Annotated in this window: 22 protein-coding genes, 1 tRNA gene and 1 pseudogene; 16 read left to right on the top strand and 8 right to left on the bottom strand. The window is 52.8% G+C overall.

Annotated features, from left to right (window positions below; translation table 11 throughout):
* Positions 1-92 precede the first annotated feature (92 nt).
* The 4 genes from dapB to G604_RS0109930 all read left to right on the top strand — a co-directional run bounded on the left by dapB (position 93) and on the right by G604_RS0109930 (position 3,413).
* Entirely contained in the window at positions 93-848 is a 756-nt protein-coding gene (gene dapB, locus G604_RS0109945) for a 4-hydroxy-tetrahydrodipicolinate reductase (RefSeq protein ID WP_028910433.1), read from the top strand.
* Between the two features lie 6 nt (positions 849-854).
* Complete coding sequence (gene lepB / locus G604_RS0109940; protein ID WP_028910432.1) at positions 855-2,321, top strand: signal peptidase I; 1,467 nt, start codon at positions 855-857, stop codon at positions 2,319-2,321.
* Positions 2,321-2,737: a signal peptidase I gene (lepB, locus tag G604_RS0109935; protein ID WP_081657740.1), complete on the top strand. Its 417-nt coding sequence runs from the start codon at positions 2,321-2,323 to the stop codon at positions 2,735-2,737. Before lepB (G604_RS0109940) ends, lepB (G604_RS0109935) begins: the two co-directional genes overlap by 1 nt.
* Positions 2,738-2,804: 67 nt before the next feature.
* On the top strand, positions 2,805-3,413 hold the full coding sequence (locus G604_RS0109930) for a WbqC family protein (protein WP_036905310.1): 609 nt from the start codon (positions 2,805-2,807) through the stop codon (positions 3,411-3,413).
* Here the strand turns inward: G604_RS0109930 and G604_RS0109925 are convergent.
* A complete protein-coding gene (locus G604_RS0109925) occupies positions 3,404-4,660 on the bottom strand; it encodes a M16 family metallopeptidase (RefSeq protein WP_028910429.1) in 1,257 nt (418 codons plus the stop codon). The two genes, G604_RS0109930 and G604_RS0109925, sit on opposite strands and share 10 nt — an antisense overlap.
* A gap of 115 nt (positions 4,661-4,775) precedes the next feature.
* Here G604_RS0109925 and G604_RS0109920 point away from each other — a divergent pair, with 115 nt between their 5' ends.
* The 6 genes from G604_RS0109920 (at position 4,776) to G604_RS0109890 (ending at position 12,246) form a co-directional block, all read left to right on the top strand.
* A complete protein-coding gene (locus G604_RS0109920) occupies positions 4,776-5,705 on the top strand; it encodes a carbohydrate kinase family protein (protein WP_028910428.1) in 930 nt (309 codons plus the stop codon).
* A 15-nt stretch (positions 5,706-5,720) separates the two neighbouring features.
* Entirely contained in the window at positions 5,721-6,905 is a 1,185-nt protein-coding gene (locus tag G604_RS0109915) for an FprA family A-type flavoprotein (protein WP_028910427.1), read from the top strand.
* Between the two features lie 7 nt (positions 6,906-6,912).
* A complete protein-coding gene (locus tag G604_RS0109910; protein WP_028910426.1) occupies positions 6,913-8,070 on the top strand; it encodes a dicarboxylate/amino acid:cation symporter in 1,158 nt (385 codons plus the stop codon).
* Positions 8,071-8,389: 319 nt separating this feature from the next.
* A complete protein-coding gene (locus G604_RS0109900) occupies positions 8,390-10,546 on the top strand; it encodes a S46 family peptidase (RefSeq protein ID WP_410524370.1) in 2,157 nt (718 codons plus the stop codon).
* A 29-nt stretch (positions 10,547-10,575) separates the two neighbouring features.
* Positions 10,576-10,848, top strand: a complete 273-nt coding sequence (locus G604_RS0109895; RefSeq protein ID WP_028910424.1) for an ACT domain-containing protein — start codon at positions 10,576-10,578, stop codon at positions 10,846-10,848.
* Positions 10,849-10,881: 33 nt separating this feature from the next.
* The gene (locus G604_RS0109890) at positions 10,882-12,246 is read left to right on the top strand and encodes a PFL family protein (protein WP_028910423.1); all 1,365 of its coding nucleotides are present in this window, start codon (positions 10,882-10,884) and stop codon (positions 12,244-12,246) included.
* A 22-nt stretch (positions 12,247-12,268) separates the two neighbouring features.
* On the opposite strand, the gene G604_RS0109885 is transcribed toward G604_RS0109890, so the two are convergent.
* Genes G604_RS0109885 through G604_RS0109870 form a run of 4 tightly spaced genes read right to left on the bottom strand, consistent with a single transcriptional unit; the run spans position 12,269 to position 14,412 of the window.
* Complete coding sequence (locus tag G604_RS0109885) at positions 12,269-13,189, bottom strand: DUF7017 domain-containing protein (protein ID WP_196801116.1); 921 nt, start codon at positions 13,187-13,189, stop codon at positions 12,269-12,271.
* Positions 13,190-13,209: 20 nt separating this feature from the next.
* Positions 13,210-13,740: a TIGR00730 family Rossman fold protein gene (locus G604_RS0109880; RefSeq protein WP_028910421.1), complete on the bottom strand. Its 531-nt coding sequence runs from the start codon at positions 13,738-13,740 to the stop codon at positions 13,210-13,212.
* Between the two features lie 5 nt (positions 13,741-13,745).
* On the bottom strand, positions 13,746-14,111 hold the full coding sequence (locus tag G604_RS0109875) for a type II toxin-antitoxin system HigA family antitoxin (protein WP_028910420.1): 366 nt from the start codon (positions 14,109-14,111) through the stop codon (positions 13,746-13,748).
* Positions 14,112-14,115: 4 nt separating this feature from the next.
* Positions 14,116-14,412, bottom strand: a complete 297-nt coding sequence (locus tag G604_RS0109870) for a type II toxin-antitoxin system HigB family toxin (RefSeq protein WP_028910419.1) — start codon at positions 14,410-14,412, stop codon at positions 14,116-14,118.
* A gap of 234 nt (positions 14,413-14,646) precedes the next feature.
* Between G604_RS0109870 and G604_RS0109865 the strand changes: the two genes are divergently transcribed.
* Both G604_RS0109865 and G604_RS0109855 read left to right on the top strand, forming a co-directional pair.
* Positions 14,647-16,518, top strand: coding sequence for a DEAD/DEAH box helicase (locus G604_RS0109865; protein ID WP_028910418.1), 1,872 nt, complete (start codon positions 14,647-14,649; stop codon positions 16,516-16,518).
* A 334-nt stretch (positions 16,519-16,852) separates the two neighbouring features.
* Positions 16,853-18,262, top strand: a complete 1,410-nt coding sequence (locus G604_RS0109855; RefSeq protein WP_028910416.1) for an ATP-binding protein — start codon at positions 16,853-16,855, stop codon at positions 18,260-18,262.
* Positions 18,263-19,002: 740 nt separating this feature from the next.
* Here the strand turns inward: G604_RS0109855 and G604_RS0109850 are convergent.
* Entirely contained in the window at positions 19,003-20,484 is a 1,482-nt protein-coding gene (locus tag G604_RS0109850; protein WP_028910415.1) for a polysaccharide biosynthesis C-terminal domain-containing protein, read from the bottom strand.
* Positions 20,485-20,487: 3 nt separating this feature from the next.
* On the bottom strand, positions 20,488-21,720 hold the full coding sequence (locus G604_RS0109845; protein ID WP_028910414.1) for a nucleoside recognition domain-containing protein: 1,233 nt from the start codon (positions 21,718-21,720) through the stop codon (positions 20,488-20,490).
* A 133-nt stretch (positions 21,721-21,853) separates the two neighbouring features.
* On the opposite strand from G604_RS0109845, the gene G604_RS0109840 reads away from it, so the two are divergent.
* The 3 genes from G604_RS0109840 to G604_RS0109830 all read left to right on the top strand — a co-directional run bounded on the left by G604_RS0109840 (position 21,854) and on the right by G604_RS0109830 (position 24,833).
* Positions 21,854-21,928: transfer RNA gene (locus tag G604_RS0109840), tRNA-Arg, on the top strand.
* Between the two features lie 232 nt (positions 21,929-22,160).
* Complete coding sequence (locus G604_RS0109835) at positions 22,161-23,066, top strand: helix-turn-helix domain-containing protein (protein ID WP_028910413.1); 906 nt, start codon at positions 22,161-22,163, stop codon at positions 23,064-23,066.
* Between the two features lie 12 nt (positions 23,067-23,078).
* The gene (locus G604_RS0109830; RefSeq protein ID WP_028910412.1) at positions 23,079-24,833 is read left to right on the top strand and encodes a 1-deoxy-D-xylulose-5-phosphate synthase; all 1,755 of its coding nucleotides are present in this window, start codon (positions 23,079-23,081) and stop codon (positions 24,831-24,833) included.
* On the opposite strand, the gene G604_RS0109825 is transcribed toward G604_RS0109830, so the two are convergent.
* Positions 24,817-25,779 (bottom strand): cation diffusion facilitator family transporter, encoded by a 963-nt coding sequence (locus G604_RS0109825; protein WP_028910411.1) that lies wholly within the window; start codon positions 25,777-25,779, stop codon positions 24,817-24,819. The two genes, G604_RS0109830 and G604_RS0109825, sit on opposite strands and share 17 nt — an antisense overlap.
* Positions 25,780-26,059: 280 nt before the next feature.
* Here G604_RS0109825 and G604_RS15570 point away from each other — a divergent pair.
* A pseudogene (locus G604_RS15570) lies at positions 26,060-26,277 on the top strand (IS4 family transposase); the annotation flags it as partial.

Below are 26,277 nucleotides of genomic sequence, written 5' to 3'. Positions count from 1 at the left end.
GCAAAAATACAAAAAATATTGCAACAGGGTACCTTTTTCCTGAAAAAATATTGTATCTTTGCCAAAACGTTTTTAATTCGAATTAGAAAATTATGAAAATTGCTTTAATCGGCTACGGCAAGATGGGTCATATGATCGAGCAGATCGCCCTGGAGCGTGGCCATGAGATCGTATGCAAGATTGACGTAGACAACCAGGACGACTTCGATTCTCCGGCCTTTGCCAGTGCCGATGTCGCCATCGAGTTCACCAATCCCACAGCAGCCTATGATAACTATCTCCGTGCCTTCAAGCATCATGTGAAGGTTGTCAGCGGTTCTACGGGCTGGATGAAGGACCACAAGGCTGATGTTGAGGCGTTGACGAAAGACGGCAAGCAGACCCTTTTCTGGGCCAGCAATTTCTCTATCGGCGTGGCTATCTTCTCCGCTGTCAACCGTTATCTGGCCAAGATCATGAACGGATTCCCACAGTATGACGTGGAGATGACCGAGACGCATCATATCCATAAGCTCGACGCGCCGTCGGGTACCGCCATCACCCTTGCTGAGGAGATCGTGAACGACCTCGACCGCAAGAAGGACTGGAAGAAGGGCACGACGACATGGGATGATGGTCGTGTGGAGGGCTCTGCCGACCACAAGGCTGACGAGCTGCTCATCAACTCCGTCCGCCACGACGAGGTGCCGGGCATCCATAGCATCAGCTACGACAGTGAGGCCGACAAGATCACCATTACCCATGATGCCCACAGCCGTAAGGGTTTCGCCCTTGGCGCTGTCCTCGCCGCTGAGTATACGAAGGATCACACGGGCTTGCTGACCACATCCGATCTGTTTAAATTCTAATTGATTATGATCGATAAGGAAAAAGCAAAACTGAATATGAAGGTCCAGTGGATGAAGTTTGGCGCCGCCATTTTCTGCTACGCCCTCTTTATCCTCTGGGTGCTCCCGCAGAGTATCACGGGTTGGATACTGACAATCCTCGGTGCCCTCTTCATCTATGATGTCTATATCTCGAAGAAGATCCGCTGGCAGTGGTGGAAGGACTCCGAAGGCCCGGTGAAGTTCATCATGGGCTGGGTCGACGCCCTTGTCTTCGCCCTCGTGGCCGTCTATTTCGTCAACCTCTTCTTCTTCCAGAATTATGTCATTCCCTCCTCCTCGCTGGAGAAGAGTCTGCTCACGGGCGACTATCTCTTCGTGAGCAAGATGAGCTATGGCCCCCGCATCCCCGAGACGCCGCTGACGATGCCGCTGACGCAGCATACGATGCCTCTCGTCAACGTGAAGAGCTATCTCGACTGGCCTCACTGGGACTACCGCCGCTTGAAAGGATTCGGTAAGGTGAAGTTGAATGATATTGTTGTCTTCAACTATCCCTGTGGCGACACTATCTGCTCTGAGGAGCCGTGGGATAACCAGGATTATTACACCATGTGCTACTCTTTCGGCTCTCAGCTCTATCAGCAGCAGTATGGCAATCTGCCTAATGTCCAGGCGATGACGATTCAGCAGCAGCGCGACTTCTATGCCCGTCTCTACGGGTTGGGAAGAAAATATATCCTCGACAATCCCAACCAGTATGGCCGCATCACCACGCGTCCTACTGACCGTCGTGAGAATTACGTGAAGCGTTGTGTCGGTCTGCCCGGTCAGATGCTGCAGATCAAGAACCGCATCGTTTACCTCAACGGCCGTCCGAACAAGGAGCCGGACAATGTGCAGTATACCTATTATGTCAAACTCCGCCAGATGTTACCGGCCGACCTCTGCGACCAGTTGGAGATCAGCAATGAGGATCTGCAGAGTCTGACGCAGAATGGCTTCCTGCCGCTGACGAAGCATGCCGCTGCCGTATTGAGCAAGCGTAAGGATCTCGTGACCTCCATCCGGCTCAACACCGATGCCGAGACCGGCGATCTCTATCCGATGAATGCCGTGACCGGTTGGACGCGCGACAACTACGGCCCCATCTGGATTCCCGCCAAGGGTAAGAGCATTGCCCTGAACATGAAGAATATCGCCATCTATGAGCGTCCGATCCGTGTCTATGAGGGCAACAACCTCGTGGTGAAAAATAATAAGATTTATATCAACGGTAAGGAGGCCCACAGCTATACCTTCAAGATGGACTATTACTGGATGATGGGCGATAACCGTCATAACTCCGCCGACAGCCGCTACTGGGGCTTTGTGCCGGAGGATCATATCGTCGGCAAGCCAATCTTTATCTGGTGGAGCCATAACCCCGATCATCCGGGCTTCAAGGGTATCCGTTGGAACCGTATCTTCAAATGGGTGGACAATATTAAATAATGTGGCGCCAGGGTGTAAAGTTTGTCATCGTACTTGCGGTACTCCTCCTCGTGATGTTGGGTATCCGCAAGTATGCGTTCACGGTATTCACGGTCAGCGGCAACACGTTTGCCCCGCAGATGAGGGCGGGTGACCGGTATATCGTGAACCACTTCGACTGCGCCCGTTTTGCCAAAGGTGATGCTGTGGTGTTCACCGACTCCACGGCTTATTATATCGGTACGGTAACGGCAGTGCCAGGAGATACGATTACCCTCCGTGGCTGCCGCTACCGTATACCTATCCGCTGTTGCGTCCACTGTCCTTGCCCTGACTGTTGCATCTATCTCATGACGGTGGGCCGCCAGCCGGTCCTCGTTCATCTACATCAGTGCATCGGAAAAGCCACGAGGATATTCCGCATGCCCGTTTTTTAAATTGAAAATCCGTCGTACCGACGGCGGGCCGCCATAAGGGACGGCCCCTGCATTAAATATTTTTTCATTGTTTCTTCTTTCTTCCACCTATTTCGGTCCGATACAATGGTATCAGAAGCTCTTCCGCGGCGACTGCGCGATAGAGCAGTATGACCATTTCATGAAGCAGACCTACCGCAACCGCTGTCTGATCGCTACCACAGAGGGTGTGCAGGCCCTGACGGTTCCTGTGGAGAAGCCCGAGTGCGGGCGTCTCGACAAGACCCTCATGCGTGATGTCAGGATCAGCGATCATGGCAACTGGCAGCATCTCCACTGGAATGCGCTGCAGAGTGCCTATGGTGAGAGTCCTTTCTTCGAGTTCTACGCCGATGACCTCCGGCCTTTCTTTGAGCGCCGTTGGGAGTTTCTCTTTGATTTCAACTGGGAGATCATGATGAAGATGTGTGAGCTCCTCGACTTTGAGCCTCATGTACGACGTACGGAGGATTATGTCGCTGCCGGCGATTTCACCGATTTGCGTGAAGTAATCCGGCCGAAGCATCCCGGCAACGATCCTGATTTCGTTGCCCAACGGTATTATCAGGTTTATCAGCAGAAATTCGGCTTTCAGCCAAACCTCAGCATCCTCGATTTGCTCTTCAATGAGGGCAACGAGGCGGTGTATTATTTATAGACCAGTGTCGTGAGATTCTCCGCGGGGAAGAGCTCGCGGGCGACCTGCTGGATCTGTGCGGCGGTAATGGCGTCGATATGGGCGTAGAGGGTGGTGATGTCCTTCTCCCAACCCCAGTGGAGGAAACTCTTGCCGAAGTCGAGGGCGAAGTTCTCACGGTTGTCGCAGGCCACGCCGATCTGTCCTTTCAACTGTCGTTTGGCGGCTTGCAGCTGTCGGGTGGTGAGCGGCTTGTCCATGAAAGGCTGGAGCTCACGGCGGATGAACTGCAGGCAACGGTCGACATCCTCGGGATCACAGCCGAAATAGATACACCAGATACCCGTATCGCCATAGCTCACCATTGTGCTCTCCACGGTATAGACGAGACCTCGGTGCTCGCGAAGGGCAACATTGAGTTTGGCGTTCATGCCTGGTCCGCCAAGGATATTATTGAGCAGGTAGAGCGCCATGCGCCGTTCGTCGTGCACGTCATAGGCTCTGCAGCCGACCATCACGTGGGCTTGATGGGTGGAAAGGTGGCGGATGAGGGGGGCTTCTCCCCCAGCGCCCTCACTCCACCCCCTCCCCGAAAGGGAGGGGCTTTCAATTGACCCCTCTATGTTAGATCCGGCCTTGGGGATGTTTGCGAGGATCGACCAGGGCTTCTTGCTGGGGTCAAAGGGAAGCCCACCTCCCCCATATATAAAGAATATCGCATTGTCGGGGCGGTAATATTTGCGGGTGAAGCGGAGGGCGTCGGCAGTCTTGAAAGAGCGGACGCGGTCGGCGGTGCCGAGGATATTATGCCCCAGGGGCGTGCCCTTAAAGATGATATTCTCGAAATCATCATAGATGAGGTCGGAGGGCGTGTCGTTGTAGCTCTCGATCTCATCACAGATTACCTCCACCTCCTTGTCGATCTCTTTCTGAGGATAAACGGAGTGGAAGACGATATCCGTCAGCAGGTCTATGGCGCGCGGCACATGCTCCTTGAGTACGGCTGCATAATAGACCGTATCCTCCTTCGTCGTGAAGGCGTTGAGGTCGCCACCGACAGACTCCAGATAGTTGAGGATCTGCCAGGCGCTACGGTGCTCGGTGCCCTTGAAAGTGGTATGTTCGACGAAATGGGCCAGCCCCTCCTCGTCGGGCCCCTCCTGACGGGAACCGGCGGCAATCTCGAAGCCGCAGTAGACGACGGGGGAGTCTGACGGCAGATAGATCATCCGCAGTCCATTGGGGAATGTATACGTGCTGTAATTCATACTAGACACAAAATTACAAAAAAATCGATAATCCACGATGGGTAATGCGAGAATTTTATTATATTTGCACGTGAATTGATTTTGCACGACATTTTACAAGACAATTTATAGGACAATGCGAAAAGTGATAGGAATCGGGGAGACCGTCCTCGACATTATATTCAAAGACAACCAGCCGGTGAGTGCCGTCCCCGGCGGCTCTGCCTTCAACGCCACCATCTCTCTGGGGCGCTGTGGTATCAACACTACCTTTATTTCGGAGGCCGGCAATGACCGCATCGGAGAGCGTGTGATCGCCTTTCTGCGCGACAACGGTGTTAATGCCGATCATGTCGCCGTCTTCCCGGAGAGCAAGAGCCCCATCTCCCTGGCTTTCCTCGACAAGGATAATAATGCCGACTACCTCTTTTATAAGGATCACCCCCATGATCAGTTGGAGTTTGACTTCCCGGAGATCAACAAGGACGACATCGTCCTCTTCGGCTCTTTCTTCGCCGTCAACCCCGTTGTGCGTCCACAGATGGCGGGCTTCCTCGAGTATGCCCGTGAGCATGGTGCCATCATCTACTATGATGTCAACTACCGTTCATCGCATAAGAATGACATCATGAAGATCACGCCGAATCTCCTTGACAACCTTGACTATGCTGATATCGTCCGTGGGTCGAAAGAGGATTTCGCCGTACTCTATAAGATGGATGATCCCGACAAGGTGTATAATTCAGAGATCTCTTTCTACTGTAAGAAGTTCATCTGTACGCGTGGCGCCGAGCCCCTCGTCGTCCATGACCAGGACGGCTTCCGCAAGGAGTATGCGGTACCGCCGATGAGGACGGTGAGCACGATAGGAGCCGGAGATAACTTCAATGCCGGCTTCATCTATGGCATGATCAAGTATGGCATTACGCGTGAGGATATTGAGGGGGGCATGAGCGAGAAGAAATGGGACCAGGTTGTCGCCTGCGGCCTGGAGTTCTCTGCGGAGTGCTGCAAGGATATCACCAATTCAGTGAGCCCCGCTTTCGGCAAGGCTAAGCGTTTATAATTGAATCAACAACGAATTATGGAAATAGCAAAAAATATTCATTATGTAGGTGTCAACGACCGCAACAAGAACCTCTTCGAAGGCCTGTGGCCGTTGCCCAATGGCGTGTCTTACAACTCGTATCTCATCGATGATGAGAAAGTCTGTCTCATTGATACGGTGGAGGTGGACTTCTTCATGCAGTTTCTCGAGCATCTCCATGCCGTGATCGGTGACCGCAAGATCGACTACCTCGTGATCAACCACATGGAGCCCGACCACAGTGGCAGTATCTCTCTGTTGAAGAAATACTATCCCGACGTGAAGATCATCGGCAACAAGAAGACCTTCAACATGCTGCAGGGCTTCTATCAGATCAGCGATGACACCATCGATGTGAAGGAGGGCGACACCCTCGACCTCGGCAAGCACACGCTGCAGTTCTTCATGACGCCGATGGTCCACTGGCCGGAGACGATGATGACGCTCGACACGACGACCAACGTGCTCTTCTCCGGTGATGCTTTCGGTTGCTTTGGTGCCCTCAACGGTGGTGTTATCGACCGCGACATCAACACCGATGAATTCTGGCTGGAGATGGTGCGCTACTACAGCAATATCGTCGGCAAGTATGGCGTCCCCGTACAGAATGCGCTGAAGAAGCTCAGCAAGGTTCAGGTCGATTATCTCTGCTCTACCCACGGCCCCGTGTGGCATAAGTATGTCGACAAGGTCATCGGCATCTACGACAAGCTCTCGAAGTATGAGACGGAGCCGGGACTCGTCATCTGCTACGGCACGATGTATGGCAATACGGAGCGCATGGCGGAGATCATTGCCCGTGCTGCCAGTGAGGCCGGCGTGAAGAATATCGTGATGTATAATGTCTCGAAGACCCATCACAGCTATATCCTCCGTGATATCTTCCGCTATAAGGGACTCATCGTCGGCGCGCCGACCTATAATGCCGGGCTGTATCATGAGATGGAGGTGCTGCTCTCGGAGATTGCCAACAAGGACATCAAGAACCACCTCCTCGGATGGTTCGGCAGCCACTGCTGGGCCAGCAAGGCCGTCTCGAAGATTGAGGACTGGAACAATACGCGCCTGAAGTTTGAGGCTGTCGGAGAGCCTGTGGATATGAAGCAGGGGCTGACGGCAACGACGAAGGAGCAGTGCGAGGCCCTCGGCCGTGCCATGGCAGAGGCGTTGTTGAAATAACATACTCATGAAATCTATCAAAATTTCTTTGTTGCCCCGCGTCATCATCGCGATCATCCTCGGTGTGGCGCTGGGCAATATTTTTTCCGAGGGGTGGGTGCGCGTCTTCGTAACCTTCAACAGCCTCTTCAGTCAGTTTCTCGGGTTCATGATTCCGTTGATCATCATCGGTCTCGTGACCCCCGCCATCGCCGAGCTCGGCAGCAATGCCGGCAAGCTGTTGCTCCTCACCGTGGCTATCGCCTATGGGGATACCGTTGTCGCCGGTCTCCTCGGCTATGGCACGGGTCTGTGGCTCTTCCCCGGCATCCTCGCCCATACGGCAGCCCCGGCGCACGTGGACAAGGCACAGGAGTTGGCGCCTTTCTTCACGGTCTCCATTCCCGCGATGGTCGACGTGATGAGTGCTCTCGTCTTCTCCTTCATCGTCGGCCTCGGCACGTCGTATGGCCATCTCCACACGCTGAGGAATATCTTCACGGAGTTCAAGTACATCATCGAGAAGGTCATCGAGAAAGGCATTATTCCCTTCCTGCCGTTGTATATCTTCGGTATCTTCGTCAACATGACCTATACGGGTGAGGCTTACCGCATCCTCTTGGTCTTTGCCCAGGTCATCGTCGTCATCTTCATCCTCCATGTCTTCATCCTGCTCTATGAGTTCACCATTGCTGGCGGCTTCGCCCATCGCAATCCCCTGCGCCAGTTGTGGACGATGGTGCCCGCCTACCTCACGGCCCTCGGCACGAGCTCCTCGGCAGCGACGATCCCCGTGACGCTGAAGTCGGCTTTGAAGAATGGCGTGCGGGAGGATATCGCCGGTTTTGTCATCCCCTTGTGTGCCACGATCCATCTTTCGGGGAGTATGATGAAGATCACGTGCTGCGCCCTGACGATCTGCATGATGACGAATATTCCCCACGATCCCGGACTTTTCCTCCACTTCATCCTCATCCTCGCCATCATGATGGTTGCCGCGCCGGGCGTCCCCGGTGGTGCCGTGATGGCTGCCCTGGCACCGTTGTCGAGTATCCTCGGTTTCGACAGTAATGCCCAGGCCCTGATGATTGCCCTCTACATCGCCATGGACTCCTTCGGCACGGCCTGCAACGTGACGGGCGATGGAGCTATCGCTGTTCTCGTTGACAAGATCGCGCGGCGGTGACTCCGTAGGGGCACCCGCCGACCGATGGTCGGATGTGAGGGCATCTGCGCTTCCTTGCGCTTGCAAAGCGCAAGCACTCGACGGCAGGCCATTCAATATTGCCGCAATTTCTTCCAAGCATGCTGCTATGTTGCGGCCACGTATCCACATTATGCCGGATCATAATGAATCATGTCCCTACATGAGAGCTGGAAAAAGCTTATTGTGATCACTTGTGATGTGATCAGTGTGATCGTTGTGGGGAAATTCCTACCCGGAATATCAATTTTCTTGAAAAAAATGTGTAACTTTGCGGCATAATCAATAATTACGCAATATAATGAAGAAAATGAAAGCAAAGTCCATTTTGGGCTTCTTACTTTTATCCCTTTGCAACCCACTGTCCTCTTCCGCTGATGAGGGCATGTGGACGCTCTACAACCTCCCCGAGCAGACGCTGGAGGTGATGCAGAGCTATGGTTTCCAACTCAACCGCGACCAGCTCTACAGTGGCCCCAACGCCCTGAAGAATGCCGTCGTCAACTTCTCCGGCTATTGCTCCGGTGTCGTCGTCTCCCCCGACGGCCTCGTCTTCACCAACCACCACTGTGGCTTCGAGGCTATCCGCTCCCATTCCACCGTCGACCACGACTATATGCTCAACGGCTTCTACGCCAAGACCTATGCCGACGAGTTGCCGAATGAGAATATGTTCGTCTCCTTCATGAAGAACCAGGAGGATGTCACCAACCGCGTGGAGAGCGCGCTGAAGACGATCAAGAGCAGTGATGAGAAAGAGCAGGTCATTGACTCGCTGCAGAATCTTATGACTGACTCCGTGAAGCGCATCGACTCTACTCTCCACGTCAATATCGACGCCTTCTATGAGGGCAATAAATGGTATGCCACGACTTATCAGGACTTCACCGACCTCCGCCTCGTCTTCACCGTGCCGAAGAGCATGGGTAAGTTCGGCGGTGAGACCGACAACTGGATGTGGCCGCGGCAGACCTGCGACTTCTCCGTATTCCGTATCTACTGTGATCCGAAGACCGGTGGCCCCGCCGCCTATTCCAAGGATAACGTGCCCTATCATCCGAAGCGGTGGGCTCAGGTGAGCCTCGACGGCTATGATGACGGCAGCTATGCCATGACCATTGGCTATCCGGGCTCCACGAGCCGCTATCTCTCGAGCTACGGCATCCAGGTGCGTCGGGATGACGAGAATGCGCCGCGGGCCCAGGTGCGTGGCGTCAAGCAGGAGGTGATGCTGCGCCACATGCGTGCTGATGAGGCCGTCCGTATCAAGTACGACTCGAAGTTCGCCCAGAGCTCCAACTACTGGAAGAACTCCATCGGCATGAACAAATGTATCGATTCCATCGGGCTCATCAACCAGAAGCGTCTCTTCGAACAGAAGATCCAGGCCTGGCAGGACACGACGAAGGCTGACATCCATAAGGTCGACTTCGCCCGCCTCGCCTCTCTCTACAGCCGTCTCGGCAAGCTGGAGTATGTTTGGACGAATTTCTCCGAGACCTTCACGCGCCGCAGCAACATCGAGTTCAATGTCCGCGCCATGAAGCTCGGCAACGGCATGGAGGTGAAAGGCCCCGAGAATAAGCCGAAGAAACAGTACCATGAGTTTGACGATAACAGCAACGAATGGGATGCCGCCACCGATGAGGAGATGCTCGCCGTGCTGCTGAAGAACTACCGCGATCATGTCGACAAGGAGTGGCTCCCGGCTTTCTATCAGACCATCGACAAGCAGTATGGCGGCAACTACCAGGCTTTCGCCCGTGATCTCTACACGAAGAGCCTGATCATGAAGCCCGGCGCCAAAATCTATTTCAACAGTAAGGACTACAAGAAGGATGCCGGCGTCAACTACGGTCTTGACCTGCAGGATGTCCTCGCCAATCTCCAGGAGCAGTCGTCTGCCCTTGAGGACAGCATCGCAGACCAGGAGAAATACCTCTGTGCCGCCAAGATCCGTATGGAGCAGGACCAGCCCCACTACAGTGATGCCAACTTCACCATGCGCCTGAGTTATGGCAAGGTCGGCGGCTTCGACCTTGGTGGTAAGCCGTCGGGCTATTACACCACGGCGGAGAGTATCGTGGAGAAGATGAAGAAGGGCGACAACGGCGTCATCGACTATCAGGCCGAGCCGATCATGCACCAGCTCCTCTCCGTGAAGGACTTCGGCCGCTATGCCGACAAGAAGAGCGGTCAGCTGCAGCTCTGCTTCCTGACGAACAACGACATCACGGGCGGCAACAGTGGCTCGCCGATGTTCAACGGTAAGGGCCAGCTCATCGGTCTCGCCTTCGACGGCAACTGGGACAGCCTCTCCAGCGACATCAACTTCGACCGCCATCTGGCCCGCTGCATCGGTGTCGATATCCGTTATGTGGTCTATATGATGGACAAGTGGGGCCATGCCGACCGCCTGATCCGTGAGATCGGTTGTGCTCCGGAGGCAACGAAATAAAGCGAAACGACAATAAAAATCAAGCAACAATGAATAAGGCTATTATCACCGTAGTGGGTAAGGATACCGTGGGTATCATCGCCCGTGTCTGCACCTATCTCGCAGAGAACAATGTCAACATCCTCGATATCTCACAGACCATCATTCATGGCTATTTCAACATGATGATGATGGTGGACATGTCGAAGGTGACGAAGAACTTCGAACAGATTGACACGGAGCTCGAGGAGGTCGGCAAGGTCCTCGGCGTGCAGATCAAGTGCCAGCGCGAGGAGATCTTCGACCGCATGCACCGCGTATAATATCAATAGGTAAACAATAAAAGGAAGCAGAAGATGATCAATATCTCTGATGTAATCGAGACCAACAAGATGATCGAGCAGGAGAACTTCGATGTCCGCACCATCACCATGGGCATCAGTCTCCTCGACTGTGTGGACAGCGACCTCGACCGTCTGTGCAATAACGTATACAACAAGATCACGCATCTGGCCAAGAACCTCGTGAAGACGGGTGAGGACATCTCGCGTGAGTATGGCATCCCTATCGTCAACAAGCGTATCGCCGTGACCCCCGTGGCCCTCATCGGCGGCAGTGCCTGCCATACCCCCGAGGACTATGTGAAGATCTGCAAGACGCTCGACAAGGCCGCTCATACCGTCGGCATCAACTTCCTCGGTGGCTACTCCGCCGTGGTCTGCAAGGGTATGACGCCGAGCGATGAACTCTTCATGCGCTCCATCCCCCAGGCCCTCGCCGAGACGGAGCTGATCTGCTCTTCCGTGAATGTCGGCTCTACGAAGACGGGTATCAACATGAATGCCGTGCGCCTCATGGGTGATATGGTCCACGAGACGGCAGAGAAGACGAAGGACCAGGGATCTATCGGCTGCGCCAAGCTCGTCGTCCTTTGCAATGCTCCCGACGACAACCCGTTCATGGCCGGTGCCTTCCACGGTGTCACCGAGCCCGATGCCGTCATCAGCGTCGGTGTCAGTGGCCCTGGTGTCGTGAAGCATGCCCTGGAGGAAGTGCGTGGTAAGAATTTCGAGGAACTGGGTACGACGATCAAGCGTACGGCCTTCAAGATCACGCGTGTCGGCCAGCTCGTTGCCAAGGAGGCCAGCAAGCGCCTCGGCATCCCCTTCGGCATCATCGACCTTAGTCTGGCTCCTACGCCGGCCATCGGCGACAGTGTGGCCGATATTCTGAAGGAGATGGGCGTTGAACAGCCCGGTGCGCCGGGTACGACGGCAGCCCTCGCCATGCTCAACGATCAGGTGAAGAAAGGTGGTATCATGGCTAGCTCATACGTCGGCGGTCTCAGTGGTGCCTTCATTCCCGTCAGTGAGGACCAGGGCATGATTGATGCCGTGGAGGCTGGTGCCCTGCGTATTGAGAAGTTGGAGGCCATGACGTGTGTCTGCTCCGTAGGCTTGGATATGATTGCCATCCCCGGTGATACGACACCCGCGAATATTGCCGGTATCATCGCTGATGAGGCGGCCATCGGTATGGTCAACCAGAAGACGACGGCCGTGCGTGTCATCCCCGTTATCGGCAAGAAGGTCGGTGATCATGTGGATTTCGGCGGTCTCCTCGGTCATGCGCCGATCATGCCCGTGAGCACGTTTGCCAGCGATAATTTCGTGAACCGCACAGGTCGCATCCCCGCGCCGATACATAGCTTTAAGAATTAAGCCGGTCTCGGCGAAGGGGGCTTTACCCTATCAACTCTTTGACAACGGCCTCAGCGTGCTCGTAGAGGGTTTGCTCGTCGTCGGCAGTGACGGGCTCAATGCCCTTCAACTTCTCCTGCAAGCGGAGGGTATAGGCTGATACATGCTGTCCTTTATTCTGTCGGATGCGGAGACACTGCTGAAGCTCGTAAGCAGCACGACGGGGATTACTATCCTGCATGAGCAGAGCCAGTTCACGGTGATATTTGGCCGCAAACCCCTCCCTTCGTTGGTGGACGACGGCCTGACAATAGAGAGCTATCTTCATGTTTGTATCTGGCAATAATTTTGCCAGTTCGGCATAGAGATAGCTCTCATGGTGTCGCCGTAAAACTTTCTTATAGACATCCACGGCTTTGTCTGTCTGTCCGAGAAGCGTATGCATCTGTGCCAAGTGGCGCAAGTTCTCTACATAATAAGGAGACTTTCGCATAGCCACACGAAAAAGATCAGCAATCTGATTGATATATTCAGCATCACGGTTCGGGAGATCCCGAAGAAGATGGTTAACGACCTGCTGACCGAGAGAGGGAACGGGATGACCATTATAGACATAGGGTTGCCAATCGGCATCGGTCATCCGGTTGAAATAGGGCATGAAATAGATCAGGTTGAAGTTCTCCACAATACGGTCCATCTTCAGCGCTGCAGATATGATTGCCCGGTTGCCTTGCATGAGTCTGTCCTCGGTTTGCGGATAGAGCTTTACAAGTTGATAAAGCAACCGACGAGCCTCCTCAACCTTCCGCATACCCAGTCGTAACTTTAAGATATCATTCGTACACCAGAACATACATAGATTCGTATGTGGGCCGCGGTGGACAGCGTAAATGCGTGAGATCGCCTCATAGGCTTCTTCTAATTTTCCCTCCTTTCTTAATGCAAAAATGTCTCTAACTTCCATTGTCAAAAGGGTTTAAAGGGTTACAGCAGTATCTTTTTCAGCTCCTCCAGACTGTTGGCGACGCGGATATCATCAGTGTAATGACCGCGGAGCATCCCGCGCTGCTCAAGATTCTCCAGCAAGGCGATGAGTGGATCCCAGAAGCCGTTGATATTATAGAGGATTACCGGTTTCTGATGATAGCCGATGAGATGTGAGGCGGCAACGGTGAAGATCTCGTCGAGCGTGCCGATGCCTCCCGGCAGGGCGATAGTAGCATCACACTGCGCGAGCATGAGGTCCTTACGGTCGCTGAGGTTGTCGCAGGGAATCTCCACGTCGACGAAGTCGGACTTGCGGCCGCCGCGCTCCACCATTGTAGGCAGAACACCGATCGTCATGCCGCCGCCGTCGTGGACGGCCTTGCCGATACACTCCATCAGCCCGCTGTTGCAGCCGCCATAGACGAGCGTATGCCCTTCCGTGGCCATCCATCGTCCGAGCTCTGTCGTCGCTTCCGCAAACTCCGCCACGATACCGTTATTCGCTGAACAAAATACTGCTAACTTCATATCTTTTATACTCCTAGCACAACATTGGCATCAATATTCAAAGTTTTACTAATTTTTCGCCCAATCTGTAAGGTTGGTTCACTCTTACCTGAGAGATAATCGCTTATCCTAGATGGGCTGACACCAAGAATAGAAGATAATTTAGTCTGAGTCAATCCCATTTCATACATCCTCAACTTAATTACGTTAGGCAACGAAGGCGTCTGAATAGGATAATGCTCCTCCTCATACTCTTCAATAAGATTGGAGAGCATGACGTACTCTATGACTTTTGGGTCAGAAGTCGGCGTGCTGTCATCGAACTGAGGAGCAAGTTCTTCTACCCTTTTCATCAATGCATTGTATTCTGTTTCGTTCTTAATTCTTGCCATAAAGCTATATTTCATTAATCGTTTTTATATGGTCATATTGCTTGTGGGTTCCGATAAATCGTATCAATACATTTTGAATGGTAAACTTCACCACGGCCACCAAGCGATAGTCATTTCCTTTAATATTAAAGACATAATGTTGGTTTCCAACGTTGTCTACACTATTGAAAGTCATTTTCATATCAGCAAAGTTAGTCCATGTAGCTTTTTTGGTTTTACTAAACCAGTCTTCTAAAGCATCCTTTGACTGTGGATTCTTTAAATAGAAATCTACGATAGTCTTTCTTTTGATAATATGCATAACATCATCATTTTTGTACAAAGATAAGGATAATATTTCTGAATTACAAAATTATTTTCCAAAATTTAGAAAAAAATATCTTTTCCTCTTTTTTCTGCCTTGATTATCAATGAAAATCATTACCTTTGCACCCGATTTCTAAGAACGGAGGATCATCGCCCGATATTTTCATGGCTGGGAGGGCGAAGTTATCCCCTCACAGGAAGCGTATTAAAAAATATCAGGTAACAGATTTTGAAAACATTTGAACAGTTAGGCGTCAGCGAAGAGATTCGCCGCGCCATTGAGGAACTGGGCTTTGAGCAGCCGATGCCGGTCCAGAAAGAAGTCATCCCGTATCTTTTAGGCAATAAGAATGATGTCATCGCACTGGCGCAGACCGGTACGGGCAAGACGGCCGCTTATGGCCTCCCCGTGCTGCAGAAGACCGATGCTGAGGCGAAGACGACGCAGGCCGTCATCCTCTCGCCCACGCGTGAGCTCTGTCTGCAGATCGCCGATGATCTCAACGCTTTTGCCAAGTATATCCATGGCCTTCATATCGTGCCCGTCTACGGCGGTGCCGACATCGTGCCGCAGATCCGCCAGTTGAAGAAGGGCGTGCAGGTCATTGTCGCCACGCCGGGCCGTCTCATCGACCTCATCAACCGTGGCGTGGCGCAGCTCGACAACGTCCGCAATATCGTCCTCGACGAGGCCGATGAGATGCTGAACATGGGCTTCTCCGAGAGTATCAACGCCATCTTCGAGCAGTTGCCCGAGGACCACAACACGCTCCTCTTCTCCGCCACGATGAGCAAGGAGATTGAGAAGATCGCGCAGCAGTATCTCCACGACTATAAGGAGATCGTTGTCGGCAGCCGTAATGAGGGCGCCGAGCATGTCAACCACATCTACTATCTCGTTCACTCCAAGGACAAGTATCTGGCCTTGAAGCGTATCGTAGACTATTACCCGCGTATCTTCGCCATCATCTTCTGCCGTACGAAGCTCGAGACGCAGGAGATTGCCGACAAGCTCATCAAGGACGGCTACAACGCCGAGGCCCTCCACGGTGACCTCAGCCAGCAGCAGCGTGACCTGACGATGCAGAAATTCCGCCAGCATACGGTGCAGTTCCTCGTTGCCACCGATGTCGCTGCCCGCGGCCTCGATGTAGAGGATCTCACGCATGTCATCAACTACGGTCTGCCCGATGATATCGAGAGCTATACTCACCGCAGTGGCCGTACGGGCCGTGCGGGCAAGAAGGGTACGTCGATCAGCATTATCCATACGAAAGAGAAATGGAAGGTCCGTCAGATTGAGAAGCAGATCGGCAAGGAGTTTGTCGACGGCACGCTGCCCACGCCCGAGGAGATCTGCAAGAAACAGCTCTACAAGACGATGGACGACATCATGAAGACGGATATCGACGAGGAGCAGATCGCCCCGTATATGGACGATATCAACCGCCAGTTTGAATATCTCGATAAGGAAGACCTCATCAAGAAGATGGTCGCCGTCACCTTCGGTAAGTTCCTGGAGTATTACAAGAACGCGCCGGTCATTGAGAAGCCTACGGGCAAGCGCAGTGACCGTAAGGACGAGAAGGGCGACCGCAAGGGCCGCGTCAGCAGTGGACGCCGCAGTCATGAGGCTGAGGCCGGATATCGCCGTCTCTTCATCAACCTCGGTAAGACTGATGGTTTCTATCCCGGAGAGATCATGCAGTTTCTCAATCATCATATCCACGGCAGCAAACAGGAGGTGGGCCATATCGACCTGCTGCAGAAATTCTGCTATATCGAGGTCCCCGAGGGCGATGCCGAAAAGGTGATGAACGCCATCAATGGCGCCACCTATAAGGGCCGTGAGGTACGCTGCAATGATGCCGACGAGGGTGGCCACGGCCGCAGCGCACGTCCTAAGGCCGGTGCCGAGCGCCGTATCGCCCGCAAGGAGGCTCGCAAGGGAGATAATGGCTCCCGCGGCAAACAGGCCCGCCACGGCAGGGAAAAGGAGTCGTGGCGCGACCTCATCAAGGACAAGCCTTTCAAGTTGAAGGGTGAGATCCCCGATTTCAGTGAGGAGGGCTGGGCCCGTCGTCGTCCGAAGAAGAAGTAGGTTTGATCACACTGATCACATCACATCTGATCACAATAAGATTTTTTCAGGTCTCTTCCCCGCCGTAGGGTGCGGCCCTTGTGGCCGTCCTAATTGGGATTTTGTGGCGTTAGGGCGGCCACAAGGGCCGCCCCTACGGTGGAAATTATATTTAATTGTTTGTATTTTGTCAAAAACAAGGGATTTAATTGTTTGTATTTTGTCAAAAATCGCTCTTTTAATTGTTTGTATTTTGTCAAAAACAAAGAATTAATTTGTTTGCAAGCAATAAATTCCGTATATTTGCAACCGAAAATATTCCTCTTTCTTTCATTCAAACAATCAAAAACGCGATATGTACTACCCAAGATTAATAGATAAGTATCTTTCTGAGTGGGCCGCTAAACCAACCCATAAGCCGGTTCTGCTACGTGGAGCCAGACAGGGGGGCAAATCTACAGCAGTTCACCATCTGGCAGAAACCTTTAAAAGTTTTGTGGAGATCAATTTCGAGAAACAACCAGCCTTCAGTCAGCTGTTTGAAGGAGATTTAGATGTCAAGAGAATCATTCCCCAAATAGCAGCTATTGTCAACACGCCAATCGTGTGTGGTGAGACTCTTTTGTTCTTGGATGAAATACAGGCATGTCCTAAGGCCATTATGTCTCTTCGTTTCTTTAAGGAGGATATGCCGGGGCTGCATGTGATTGCTGCCGGATCTCTGTTGGAATTTGCCTTGGACGAATTACCCACTTTTGGGGTAGGTAGAATACACTCGATGTTCATGTATCCGATGACATTTGATGAGTTTCTGGCAGCAAACGGCGAGTCGCTTTTGATGAATGCCAGAAACATGGCAACAGCTGATCAACCCCTGCCAACTCCATTATACGATCGTTTAGTTGCGGAGTTTAGAAATTATCTGCTTATTGGGGGGATGCCGGAAGTTGTAAGCACATGGGTTACGACACACGACTATCTCTCATGCCAAGAAATACAAGACGATATATTAGTGTCTTACGAGGATGATTTTCCGAAATACCGTAAGAAAGTAGACCCTACTCTTCTAAGAAAAACTCTGGAGAGTGCAGCAACACAAGTCACTAAGAAGTTTATCTATTCCCGGGTGGAGGGTGGATACAAGGCTAACGAGGTGAAGAAGGCATTGGACATGCTTTATATGGCTGGGATTTTAATACCTGTCGCAAATACTGCCGCTAATGGATTACCATTAGGGAGTGAGGCTGATGATTCATATTGCAAGGTTATGTTGCTGGATACCGGCCTTCTGCTTCGGCTGCTGAATATGACGACAGGCGATATCTCTGAATTGACAGAGCATATCCTTACTTCGGACATATCTGATCTTGTCAACAAAGGTCCTATGGCGGAAATGGTGGCTGGATTGGAACTGCTTCGATATCGGACTCCTAATATCCGGCACAAATTATTTTATTGGGTAAGAGAGGCTAAAAGTTCTCTTGCGGAGATTGATTATATCTCCAGTTATAAATTGACGGTATTACCCATTGAGGTGAAGGCCGGTAAAAGAGGAGGCATGAAAAGTCTATGGCTGTTCATGAGAGAGAAAGGCCTTTCCCATGCCGTCAGGTGCTCTATGGAGAATTTTGGCAAGTTCGAATATATTGATTCAGAAGACAATCAATCTGTCCGCCACATCGCCATCTGCCCACTTTTCGCCATTTCGCAGTTGGAAAAGATTCTCGGGGCCATGGATTGGAATGAGAATGATCTGCCTTTGTAGAGCGCGGCTAGGTAGGAAAAAAGGCACAAAAAAAGTCCCTCACGCTTGAGGGGCCTCTTTTGCTTATTCTATGAGTTGGGAATTAATCTTCCCAAATGGATGTAGGGTGATTTAATATCGTATATACATGGATTTGATTGTTCGATAAGTAGGGCGTGGATGCAACATGGTCGTCATTCCCTCAATTTTAACAGGAGGTAAAGGTTCATGACGGGCGCGGAAATCACCAAACGGGCATTAGGCCGCAAATAGCCGAAATATGGGCGACTTTACTATCTGTCTGTATGACAGCGAGATACGAATATGGGTCTGTCAAATGGGGAAGTCGGATGGTATAATTATTCGCGAAAATGATGCATTTTCGGTACTATGGCTGATATTTATGCAGAAAACGATGGCATTTTTTGTGAGAAACAATGCTATTTACGGTTCGTAAACAGCAGAGATAATTTTCTGTGGATGCTGTTTACAAAATTCTGCACGATAGATAGGGGAGCGATTCTGCATGATTGCTAGGCGCAGATGGCATTTTGGGCATCTCGCTTTCCAGAACTAAAAAACAGATGATGCAAAAGCCGTGTCAATTTTGAGGTATTCTGAGTGGAGACTATGCAAAATTTGACCCACGATTAACGGGAATTGTAGGTGGCCGCCATGTTGCGGCCACGCACCCACGATGAATGGAAAAAACAAATTTTCCCATCTTCCTTGCGTGGCCGCAATAGGACGACACCTACTTATTATCTGTGTCTTCTTGCCTGGATCAGCGCCCAGAAGTCGCGCTTGATGATCAGGGCCAGGAAGGCGGCGAGAAGGACGGTGTTCAAGGCCAGGGCACCCCACATCGGTAGGTGGTTGTTGCTGAAGTCGAGGATGGCGAAGGCGATGAGGGCGGCAATGGTGTAGAAGGCGATATCCTTTAGCGGATAGTTGATGGGATAGTATTTCTGTCCGAAGAAATAGCTCAGCACCATGCTCACGCCGTAGCTCACGAAACCGGCCCAGGCGCAGGCCCAATAGCTGAAGCGCGGGATGAAGATGATGTCCACGGCGATGAGGACGGCGGCACCGATGCCACTGAAGTAGGCGCCCCAGATGGTCTTGTCGATGAGCTTATACCAGAAGCTGAGGTTGAAGAAGATGCCGAACATGATCTCCGCGGCCATGACGATAGGCACGATCTCCAGACCCTCCCAGTAGCTCTTGCCGACGATATAGCGGATGATATCCATGTATCCGATGACGCTGAGGAAGGCCAGGAGGGTGAAGATGATGTAGTATTTCATTACACGGGCATAGGTCTCCTTGTTGTTTTTCTCCTTCGACTGTCCGAAGACAAATGGCTCATAGGCATAGCGGAAGGCCTGCGTGATCATGACCATGATCATCGCAATCTTGATACAGGCACCGTAGATACCGAGCTGCACACGGGCCTCCTCGGGGGTGCCGTTGAAGACATAGGGGAAGATAATCTGTGAGGCGCACTGGTTGAGCTGTCCGGCGAGGCCCATGACGAGCAACGGCCACGTATAGGAGAGCATGCGCTTGCAGGTCGCCTTGTCGAAGGGATTGGCGAAGCCTTTCAGCTCCTTCGCCAGGAGGATCAGCGTGAGGATGGAGCCCGACAGTTCAATCCAGAATACCCATACCACCTCCAGGTCGAAGTTGGCGTCGTAGATATGGAAGAGGTTCAGGTGGATGTCCGGCAGCACGATGAGGTAGAGGCTCACGCCGACGAGGTTGACGACGATGCTCACCATCTTCAGCAGGGCGAACTTCACGGGCTTATGGGCATAGCGGAGGTAAGCGAAGGGGATAGCCGTGAAGGCGTCGATGGCCACGCACGTGCCCATGATCATGATAAACTCCGGATGGTCGGGATAGCCGATGGCATTCGCGATAGGACTGAGGAAGGCCCAGAGGAGGAGCACGAAAGCCAGCGAGGTCGTGGCGACCATGCGCAACGTCGTGGCATAGACTTTCTTCGGATCCTCGCCCGGACGGTTCATGAAGCGGAAGAATGTCGTCTCCATGCCGTAGGTGAGGATGATGATCAGCAGGGCGATATACGCGTAGATATTCGTGATGATACCATACTGTCCGCCGGCGGCGTTGAACTTGGCTGTCTCGATCGGTACGAGGAGATAGCCGATGAAGCGTGCCGCAATGCTGCTCAGTCCGTAGATCGCGGTATCTTTTGCTAGTGATTTTAAGTTTGCCATATTTTAGTGGAAGAAGATGTAGGCCACGCAGATGGCAGCGATGACACCGCAAAGATCAGCGAGGAGACCGCAGGCCACGGCATGGCGCGTATATTTGATGTTGACACTGCCGAAATAGACGGCAAGGATATAGAAGGTGGTGTCTGTGGAGCCCTGGAAGATACAGCTCAGCCGGCCGACGAAACTGTCGGGTCCGTAGTTGTCCATCGCCTCGAGCATCAGACCGCGGGCGCCGCTGCCGCTGAGGGGCTTCATAAAGGCCGTCGGCAGCGCTCCGACAAAGTCCGTGTTCAGTCCGCAGGCTTTCACGCACCAGGCGATGCCGTCGATGAGCATGTCCATGGCTCCTGAGGCGCGGAAGATGCCGACACCCACGAGGATGGCTACGAGATAGGGGATGATCCTTACGGCGGTATGGAAGCCTTCCTTCGCGCCCTCAATGAAGGCGTCGTAGACATTGATATTCTTCAGGAAGCCTCCTATAATAAAGGTGATAATCACGCCGAGGAGGATGAGGTTGGAGGTCACGCTCGTCACCGTGGCCATCGTGTCCTTGTCCATCTGTCCGAAGCCCCAGATGATGAGGCCAATGAAGGCGATGAGACCGCCGAGGGTGGCGAGGAGAACGGGCTGCAGGAGGTTGATCTTCTGCCACAGTGCCGTGATGATGATACCCGCGAGCGTAGCGATACCCGTGGCGATGAGGATGGGGATGAAGACATCCGTCGGCATGGCGGCTCCCTTCGCGGCACGGAAGGCGAGAATCGTCGTGGGAATGATCGTCAGTCCACTGGTGTTCAGCACGAGAAACATGATCATCGGGTTCGTCGCCGTGTCTTTCTTCGGGTTCAGACTCTGCATCTCCTGCATGGCCTTCAAGCCTGTCGGCGTGGCGGCATTGTCGAGGCCGAGCATATTGGAGGCGATATTCATGAAGATGGCACCCATGGCGGGATGGCCCTTGGGGATGCCTGGGAAGAGTTTCGTGAAGACGGGGGAGAGGAGGCGTGAGAGGGCGTTGACGGCTCCCGCGCGCTCGCCGATCTTCATGATGCCGAGCCACAGGGCCAGCACACCTGTGAGGCCCAACGAGGTCTCAAAGGCGGTCTTTGACGTGTCGAAAGTGCTCTGTACCATCTTCTCCATGACGGTGGTGTCACCCATGAAGACCAGTTGGACGAGTCCGAAGAGGAAGGCGATGACGAAGAAGGCGATCCAAATATAGTTTAATACCATAGCGGCTGCAAAATTAAGGAAAATTTTGGAAAAAGAGGGCTGTTTAGGAAAAATCTGTGCAAAGATTTCGCTATTTCAAAAATTAGCCGTACCTTTGCACAGAATTTACAGGCCTTTCCTGTAAATGGGTGTTGGTTCCGTAGCTCAGTTGGATTAGAGCAACAGCCTTCTAAGCTGTGGGTCCTGGGTTCGAACCCCAGCGGAATCACCTTTGAGGATCAGTATAACTCAAATCCCTATATATCCCCGACCAAAACGCTGCTGGGTATGGTTTCGAACCCCAACGGAATCACAACGAACCCTAACGAAATCACCTTTGCGGAACATGATAAATCATGTCCCTACTAAATAAGCATAAAAGGTAAAAAAGACATGAGATGGGGTAACACGTTTTTGATTTCTTATGTGTAACTTTGCAAACGGAAATCAAAAAGAAGATTATGTCAGAAGAAATCATCAGCATCGACTCTGTCGGTAAATATAATGAATCCTACGGTTTCACCACGCAGCACCCTTATGTCGCCGTGGTGGATATGGCGGAGGCCACGCGGTGGATCAACCATGTCAAACTGCGCTATGGTCTCTATGCCCTGTGGCTCAAGGACGGAAAACAATGCACGCTGCACTATGGCCGCCGGGAGTATGACTACCACGACGGGACCATCGTCAGTTTCGCCCCGGGGCAGGTGGTGCAGGTGGATATGACCGATGAGCAGATGGCCCACCCCGGTCATACCCTCGGCTTGCTCTTCCACCCCGACATCCTCTACGGCACTCCCTTGGGAAAAGCCATCGGCGATTATCATTTTTTCGATTACGATTCCTTTGAGAGCCTCCATCTCTCGGAGCGCGAACGGAAGATGATCACCGACACCCTCCAGTCTATCCGTATGGAACTGGAGCTGCCCGTCGACAAGCACTCGCAGACCATCCTCACTGACCGTATCAAACTGATCCTCGATTACTGTCAGCGCTTCTACGACCGGCAGTTCATCACGCGCCATAAAGTCAACTCGGACATCCTCTCCGATTTCGAAAGGAATATCAAGGCGTATTTCACCGGTGATGAGGTACGTCGCCATGGCCTCCCCTCCGTGGCTTGGTTTGCCGACAAAGCCTGTCTCTCTCCCGGCTATTTCGGAGACCTCGTCCGCAAGGAGACGGGCATGAGCGCCCAACTCTTTATCCAGCAGCATGTCCTCTCCCTCGGCAAGGAGAAACTCATGGACAGCCGGCGCAGCATCTCGCAGATTTCCGATGACTTGGGATTTCAGTATCCCCAGCATTTCACGCGCTTCTTCAAGAAACTGACAGGCATGACGCCGAAAGAATACAGACAGAAATAAAAGGTAAAGAATATGTATTTAGAGAAAATCAAGAGTCCGAAAGATATCAAGGGACTCAATATCAAAGAACTGAACGACGTAGCCGGTGAGATCCGTCAGGGAATCCTCAACCGTGTGAGTAACCATGGTGGTCATGTAGGCCCGAACCTCGGCTTCGTGGAGGCGACGATTGCCCTCCACTATGTCTTCAACGCCCCCGAGGACAAGATCGTCTTCGATGTCAGTCATCAGAGCTATCCCCACAAGATGCTCACGGGGCGTGCCGACGGCTTCCTCCATGTAGAGGATATGAATGCCATCTCCGGCTATTCCTCACCCCGTGAGAACGCGGAGTATGACAATTTCGAGATTGGTCATACCTCTACCTCCATAGCCCTGGCCACGGGCCTGCAGAAAGGTCGTGATATCCTCGGCGGCAAGGAGAATGTTATCGCCGTCATCGGCGACGGCTCTCTCTCCGGCGGTGAGGCCTTCGAGGGCTTCGATACGGCGGCAGAGATCGGCACGAACATCATCATCGTTGTCAATGACAATGAGATGAGTATCGCCGAGAACCACGGAGGACTGTATCGTAACCTTCAGCTACTCCGGGAGACCAAGGGTAAGGCAGAGTGCAACTTCTTCCGGGCCATGGGCTTCGATTATCGATATGTGGAGCAGGGCAATGACATCGCGGCGCTCATCGCCGCTTTCCGGGAGGTGAAGGACATCGACCACCCCGTTGTCGTACATATCCATACGGAGAAAGGCCATGGCTATGAGCCCGCCGTGGAGAATAAGGAGGCATGGCACTGGCATATGCCGTTCTATATCGCCGACGGCAGCCTGCGCAATACCGATGATGGGGAGAATATCGACAGCCTGCTTGGCGACTGGCTCTTCGAGAAGATGAAGAAAGACCCGAAGCTCGTGCTCATCACCGCCGGCACCCCCTCTTCCTTCGGCTTCAACAAGGCGCGCCGTGAGGCTGCGGGTCGTCAGTTCATCGATGCCGGCATTGCCGAAGAGGAAGCTGTGGCACTGGCCTCCGGGGCCGCGAAGCGTGGCGCCCATCCCGTCTTCAGCGATTATGCCACTTTCTTCCAGCGCACCTATGACCAGCTGGCACAGGACCTCGCCGTCAACGGCAATCCCGCCGTGTTCAACATCCTGGGCGCTACGATCTATGGGATGAACGATTTCACGCATATCTGTTTCTTCGATATCCCTATGATCTCCCACATCCCGAACCTCCACTATCTCGCCCCGACGACCTACGAGGAGCTCATCGCCATGGAGAACTGGGCCATCAACCAGGAGAAATACTCCGTCGCCATCCGTGTGCCGGCCGGTAAGGTCTGTCATGCCACGGAGCCCGTGGATACCGACTATAGTGATATCAACCGTTTCCGTGTGGCCCATCGTGGCAGTGACGTTGCCATCATCGCCGTCGGCAACTTCTTCCAGAAGGGCGAGCGGGTCCGCGAGCTCCTGACTGGGAAGGGCATCGATGCCACACTGGTCAACCCCCGTTGGCTCAGCGGCATCGACGAGGATCTCCTGGCGGACCTGAAGAAGAACCACCGCCTCGTCATTACCCTGGAGGACGGCAGCCTCGACGGCGGCTTCGGTGAGCGCGTCAGCCGCTTCTATGGTCCTACGGAGGTCCGTGTACTCAACTTCGGCGTAAAGAAGTCGTTATACGACCGTTATGATGTCAACGAGCTGCTGCGTGAGAATCATCTCGAGGACGGACAGATCGTTGCCGACATCATGAGTCTGCTGTAGGACGTTTGCCTGACGGCTCCTCATATTTCCCGTGGATTTTCACGGGTTCCATATGGATACTGATGATCGTGTTGCTGCCGAAATGCTGTCGCAGCGCATGTTCGATATTCGACGCATGCCGGTGGGCCTCATAGAGCGTGAGGTCCCCCGGCATGCGTACGTGCATCTCTATACTCGTGGCGTTGCCGATATGGCGTGTACGGAGGTTGTGGACGGCACTGACCTGCGGCTCATCGCAGACGATGTCCGTGATATGTTGCTCCACGTCCGCCGGCAGGCTCTTCTCCGTCAGTTCGCCGACGGCTCCGTTGACGAGCTTGAAGGCGGAGATGACGATGAACACGCTCACCACGAGGGCCGCCAGTGGATCGAGTACCGTCCAGCGGCTGCCGAGGAGGATGGCGCCACCGATGCCGATGGCCGTACCCACCGACGAGAGGGCATCACTGCGGTGATGCCACGCGTTGGCGATGACGGCATCGCTGTGGACCTTCTTACCGAGGCGGACGGTGAACTGGTAGGCCCATTCCTTCAGCGCGATACTCGCCAGGGCGGCGACGAGGGCAATGGCGCCCGGCCGCGGGAGGACGGCGCCACGCATGACGCTCCAGATCTTCACCACGGAGCTGAACATCAGATAGGCGCCGACGACGAGGAGTATGATGCTCACAAGGGCCGTCGCCAGCGTCTCATATTTCCCATGGCCGTAGTCGTGGTCACGGTCTATGGGCTTGCTGCTCACATGGACGAAGATGATGACGATGATGTCGGTGATGAAGTCCGACAACGAATGTACGGCATCGGCGATCATCGCTCCTGAGTGGCCGACGATACCGGCAATGAACTTGAAGGTCAGCAACACAATGTTGATGACGCTCCCCTCCAGGGTGACACGGGTGATCGCCCGCTCCCGCCGACTGATTTCCTGATTCTTATTCTCAACCATAATTTATTCCTCTTCACACGAACCCTTTATCCTCATTGTGAGGACAAAAACATGTTCACGGATTCATGGGAAGCAAAGGTAGTGAATTTACAGGAAAAGACCAAAATAACTCATTATTTTATTTCACTACGAATTTCTTACCCTTTATTACATACTCAACTTTCGCAAGTGAATAAAAAGGTCAAAATAGGGTGAATAAAAATAGCTAAAGGTTTCCGTAAGTCGCGGAAAATTAGTATCTTTGTAATGTCAATAAACAAAGTACCAAATACCTTTAGCTATGCGCAAAGATACATCAATTTTTTCAGAGCTGCAAGAATTTTTCCAACAAAATGACAGTCACAGGGCTATAATCCGCATTGTCGGCATTATGCGTTCTTTGCATATTCATGAAAAGCAGATAGGTCTCACCAAGAAGCCTAACTGCAAATTTACTGTATTGCAGGTTTTCCATTTACTGCTTCTTTTCCCGTTCTTCTGTATCAAAGATGCCTTCCA

The organism is Prevotella sp. AGR2160, assembly GCF_000424185.1.
Lineage (GTDB): Bacteria > Bacteroidota > Bacteroidia > Bacteroidales > Bacteroidaceae > Prevotella.
Note: the sequence above shows the minus strand (reverse complement) of the source record. Positions and strands in the feature narration are given on the sequence as shown.

Coding starts and splice junctions, on each gene's coding strand:
- dapB (WP_028910433.1), top strand. CDS start 93: ATGAAAATTGCTTTAATCGGCTACGGCAAGATGGGTCATATGATCGAG.
- lepB (WP_028910432.1), top strand. CDS start 855: ATGATCGATAAGGAAAAAGCAAAACTGAATATGAAGGTCCAGTGGATG.
- lepB (WP_081657740.1), top strand. CDS start 2,321: ATGTGGCGCCAGGGTGTAAAGTTTGTCATCGTACTTGCGGTACTCCTC.
- G604_RS0109925 (WP_028910429.1), bottom strand. CDS start 4,660: ATGAATTACAGCACGTATACATTCCCCAATGGACTGCGGATGATCTAT.
- G604_RS0109920 (WP_028910428.1), top strand. CDS start 4,776: ATGCGAAAAGTGATAGGAATCGGGGAGACCGTCCTCGACATTATATTC.
- G604_RS0109910 (WP_028910426.1), top strand. CDS start 6,913: ATGAAATCTATCAAAATTTCTTTGTTGCCCCGCGTCATCATCGCGATC.
- G604_RS0109900 (WP_410524370.1), top strand. CDS start 8,390: ATGAAGAAAATGAAAGCAAAGTCCATTTTGGGCTTCTTACTTTTATCC.
- G604_RS0109895 (WP_028910424.1), top strand. CDS start 10,576: ATGAATAAGGCTATTATCACCGTAGTGGGTAAGGATACCGTGGGTATC.
- G604_RS0109890 (WP_028910423.1), top strand. CDS start 10,882: ATGATCAATATCTCTGATGTAATCGAGACCAACAAGATGATCGAGCAG.
- G604_RS0109885 (WP_196801116.1), bottom strand. CDS start 13,189: ATGGAAGTTAGAGACATTTTTGCATTAAGAAAGGAGGGAAAATTAGAA.
- G604_RS0109880 (WP_028910421.1), bottom strand. CDS start 13,740: ATGAAGTTAGCAGTATTTTGTTCAGCGAATAACGGTATCGTGGCGGAG.
- G604_RS0109875 (WP_028910420.1), bottom strand. CDS start 14,111: ATGGCAAGAATTAAGAACGAAACAGAATACAATGCATTGATGAAAAGG.
- G604_RS0109870 (WP_028910419.1), bottom strand. CDS start 14,412: ATGCATATTATCAAAAGAAAGACTATCGTAGATTTCTATTTAAAGAAT.
- G604_RS0109855 (WP_028910416.1), top strand. CDS start 16,853: ATGTACTACCCAAGATTAATAGATAAGTATCTTTCTGAGTGGGCCGCT.
- G604_RS0109850 (WP_028910415.1), bottom strand. CDS start 20,484: ATGGCAAACTTAAAATCACTAGCAAAAGATACCGCGATCTACGGACTG.
- G604_RS0109845 (WP_028910414.1), bottom strand. CDS start 21,720: ATGGTATTAAACTATATTTGGATCGCCTTCTTCGTCATCGCCTTCCTC.
- G604_RS0109835 (WP_028910413.1), top strand. CDS start 22,161: ATGTCAGAAGAAATCATCAGCATCGACTCTGTCGGTAAATATAATGAA.
- G604_RS0109830 (WP_028910412.1), top strand. CDS start 23,079: ATGTATTTAGAGAAAATCAAGAGTCCGAAAGATATCAAGGGACTCAAT.
- G604_RS0109825 (WP_028910411.1), bottom strand. CDS start 25,779: ATGGTTGAGAATAAGAATCAGGAAATCAGTCGGCGGGAGCGGGCGATC.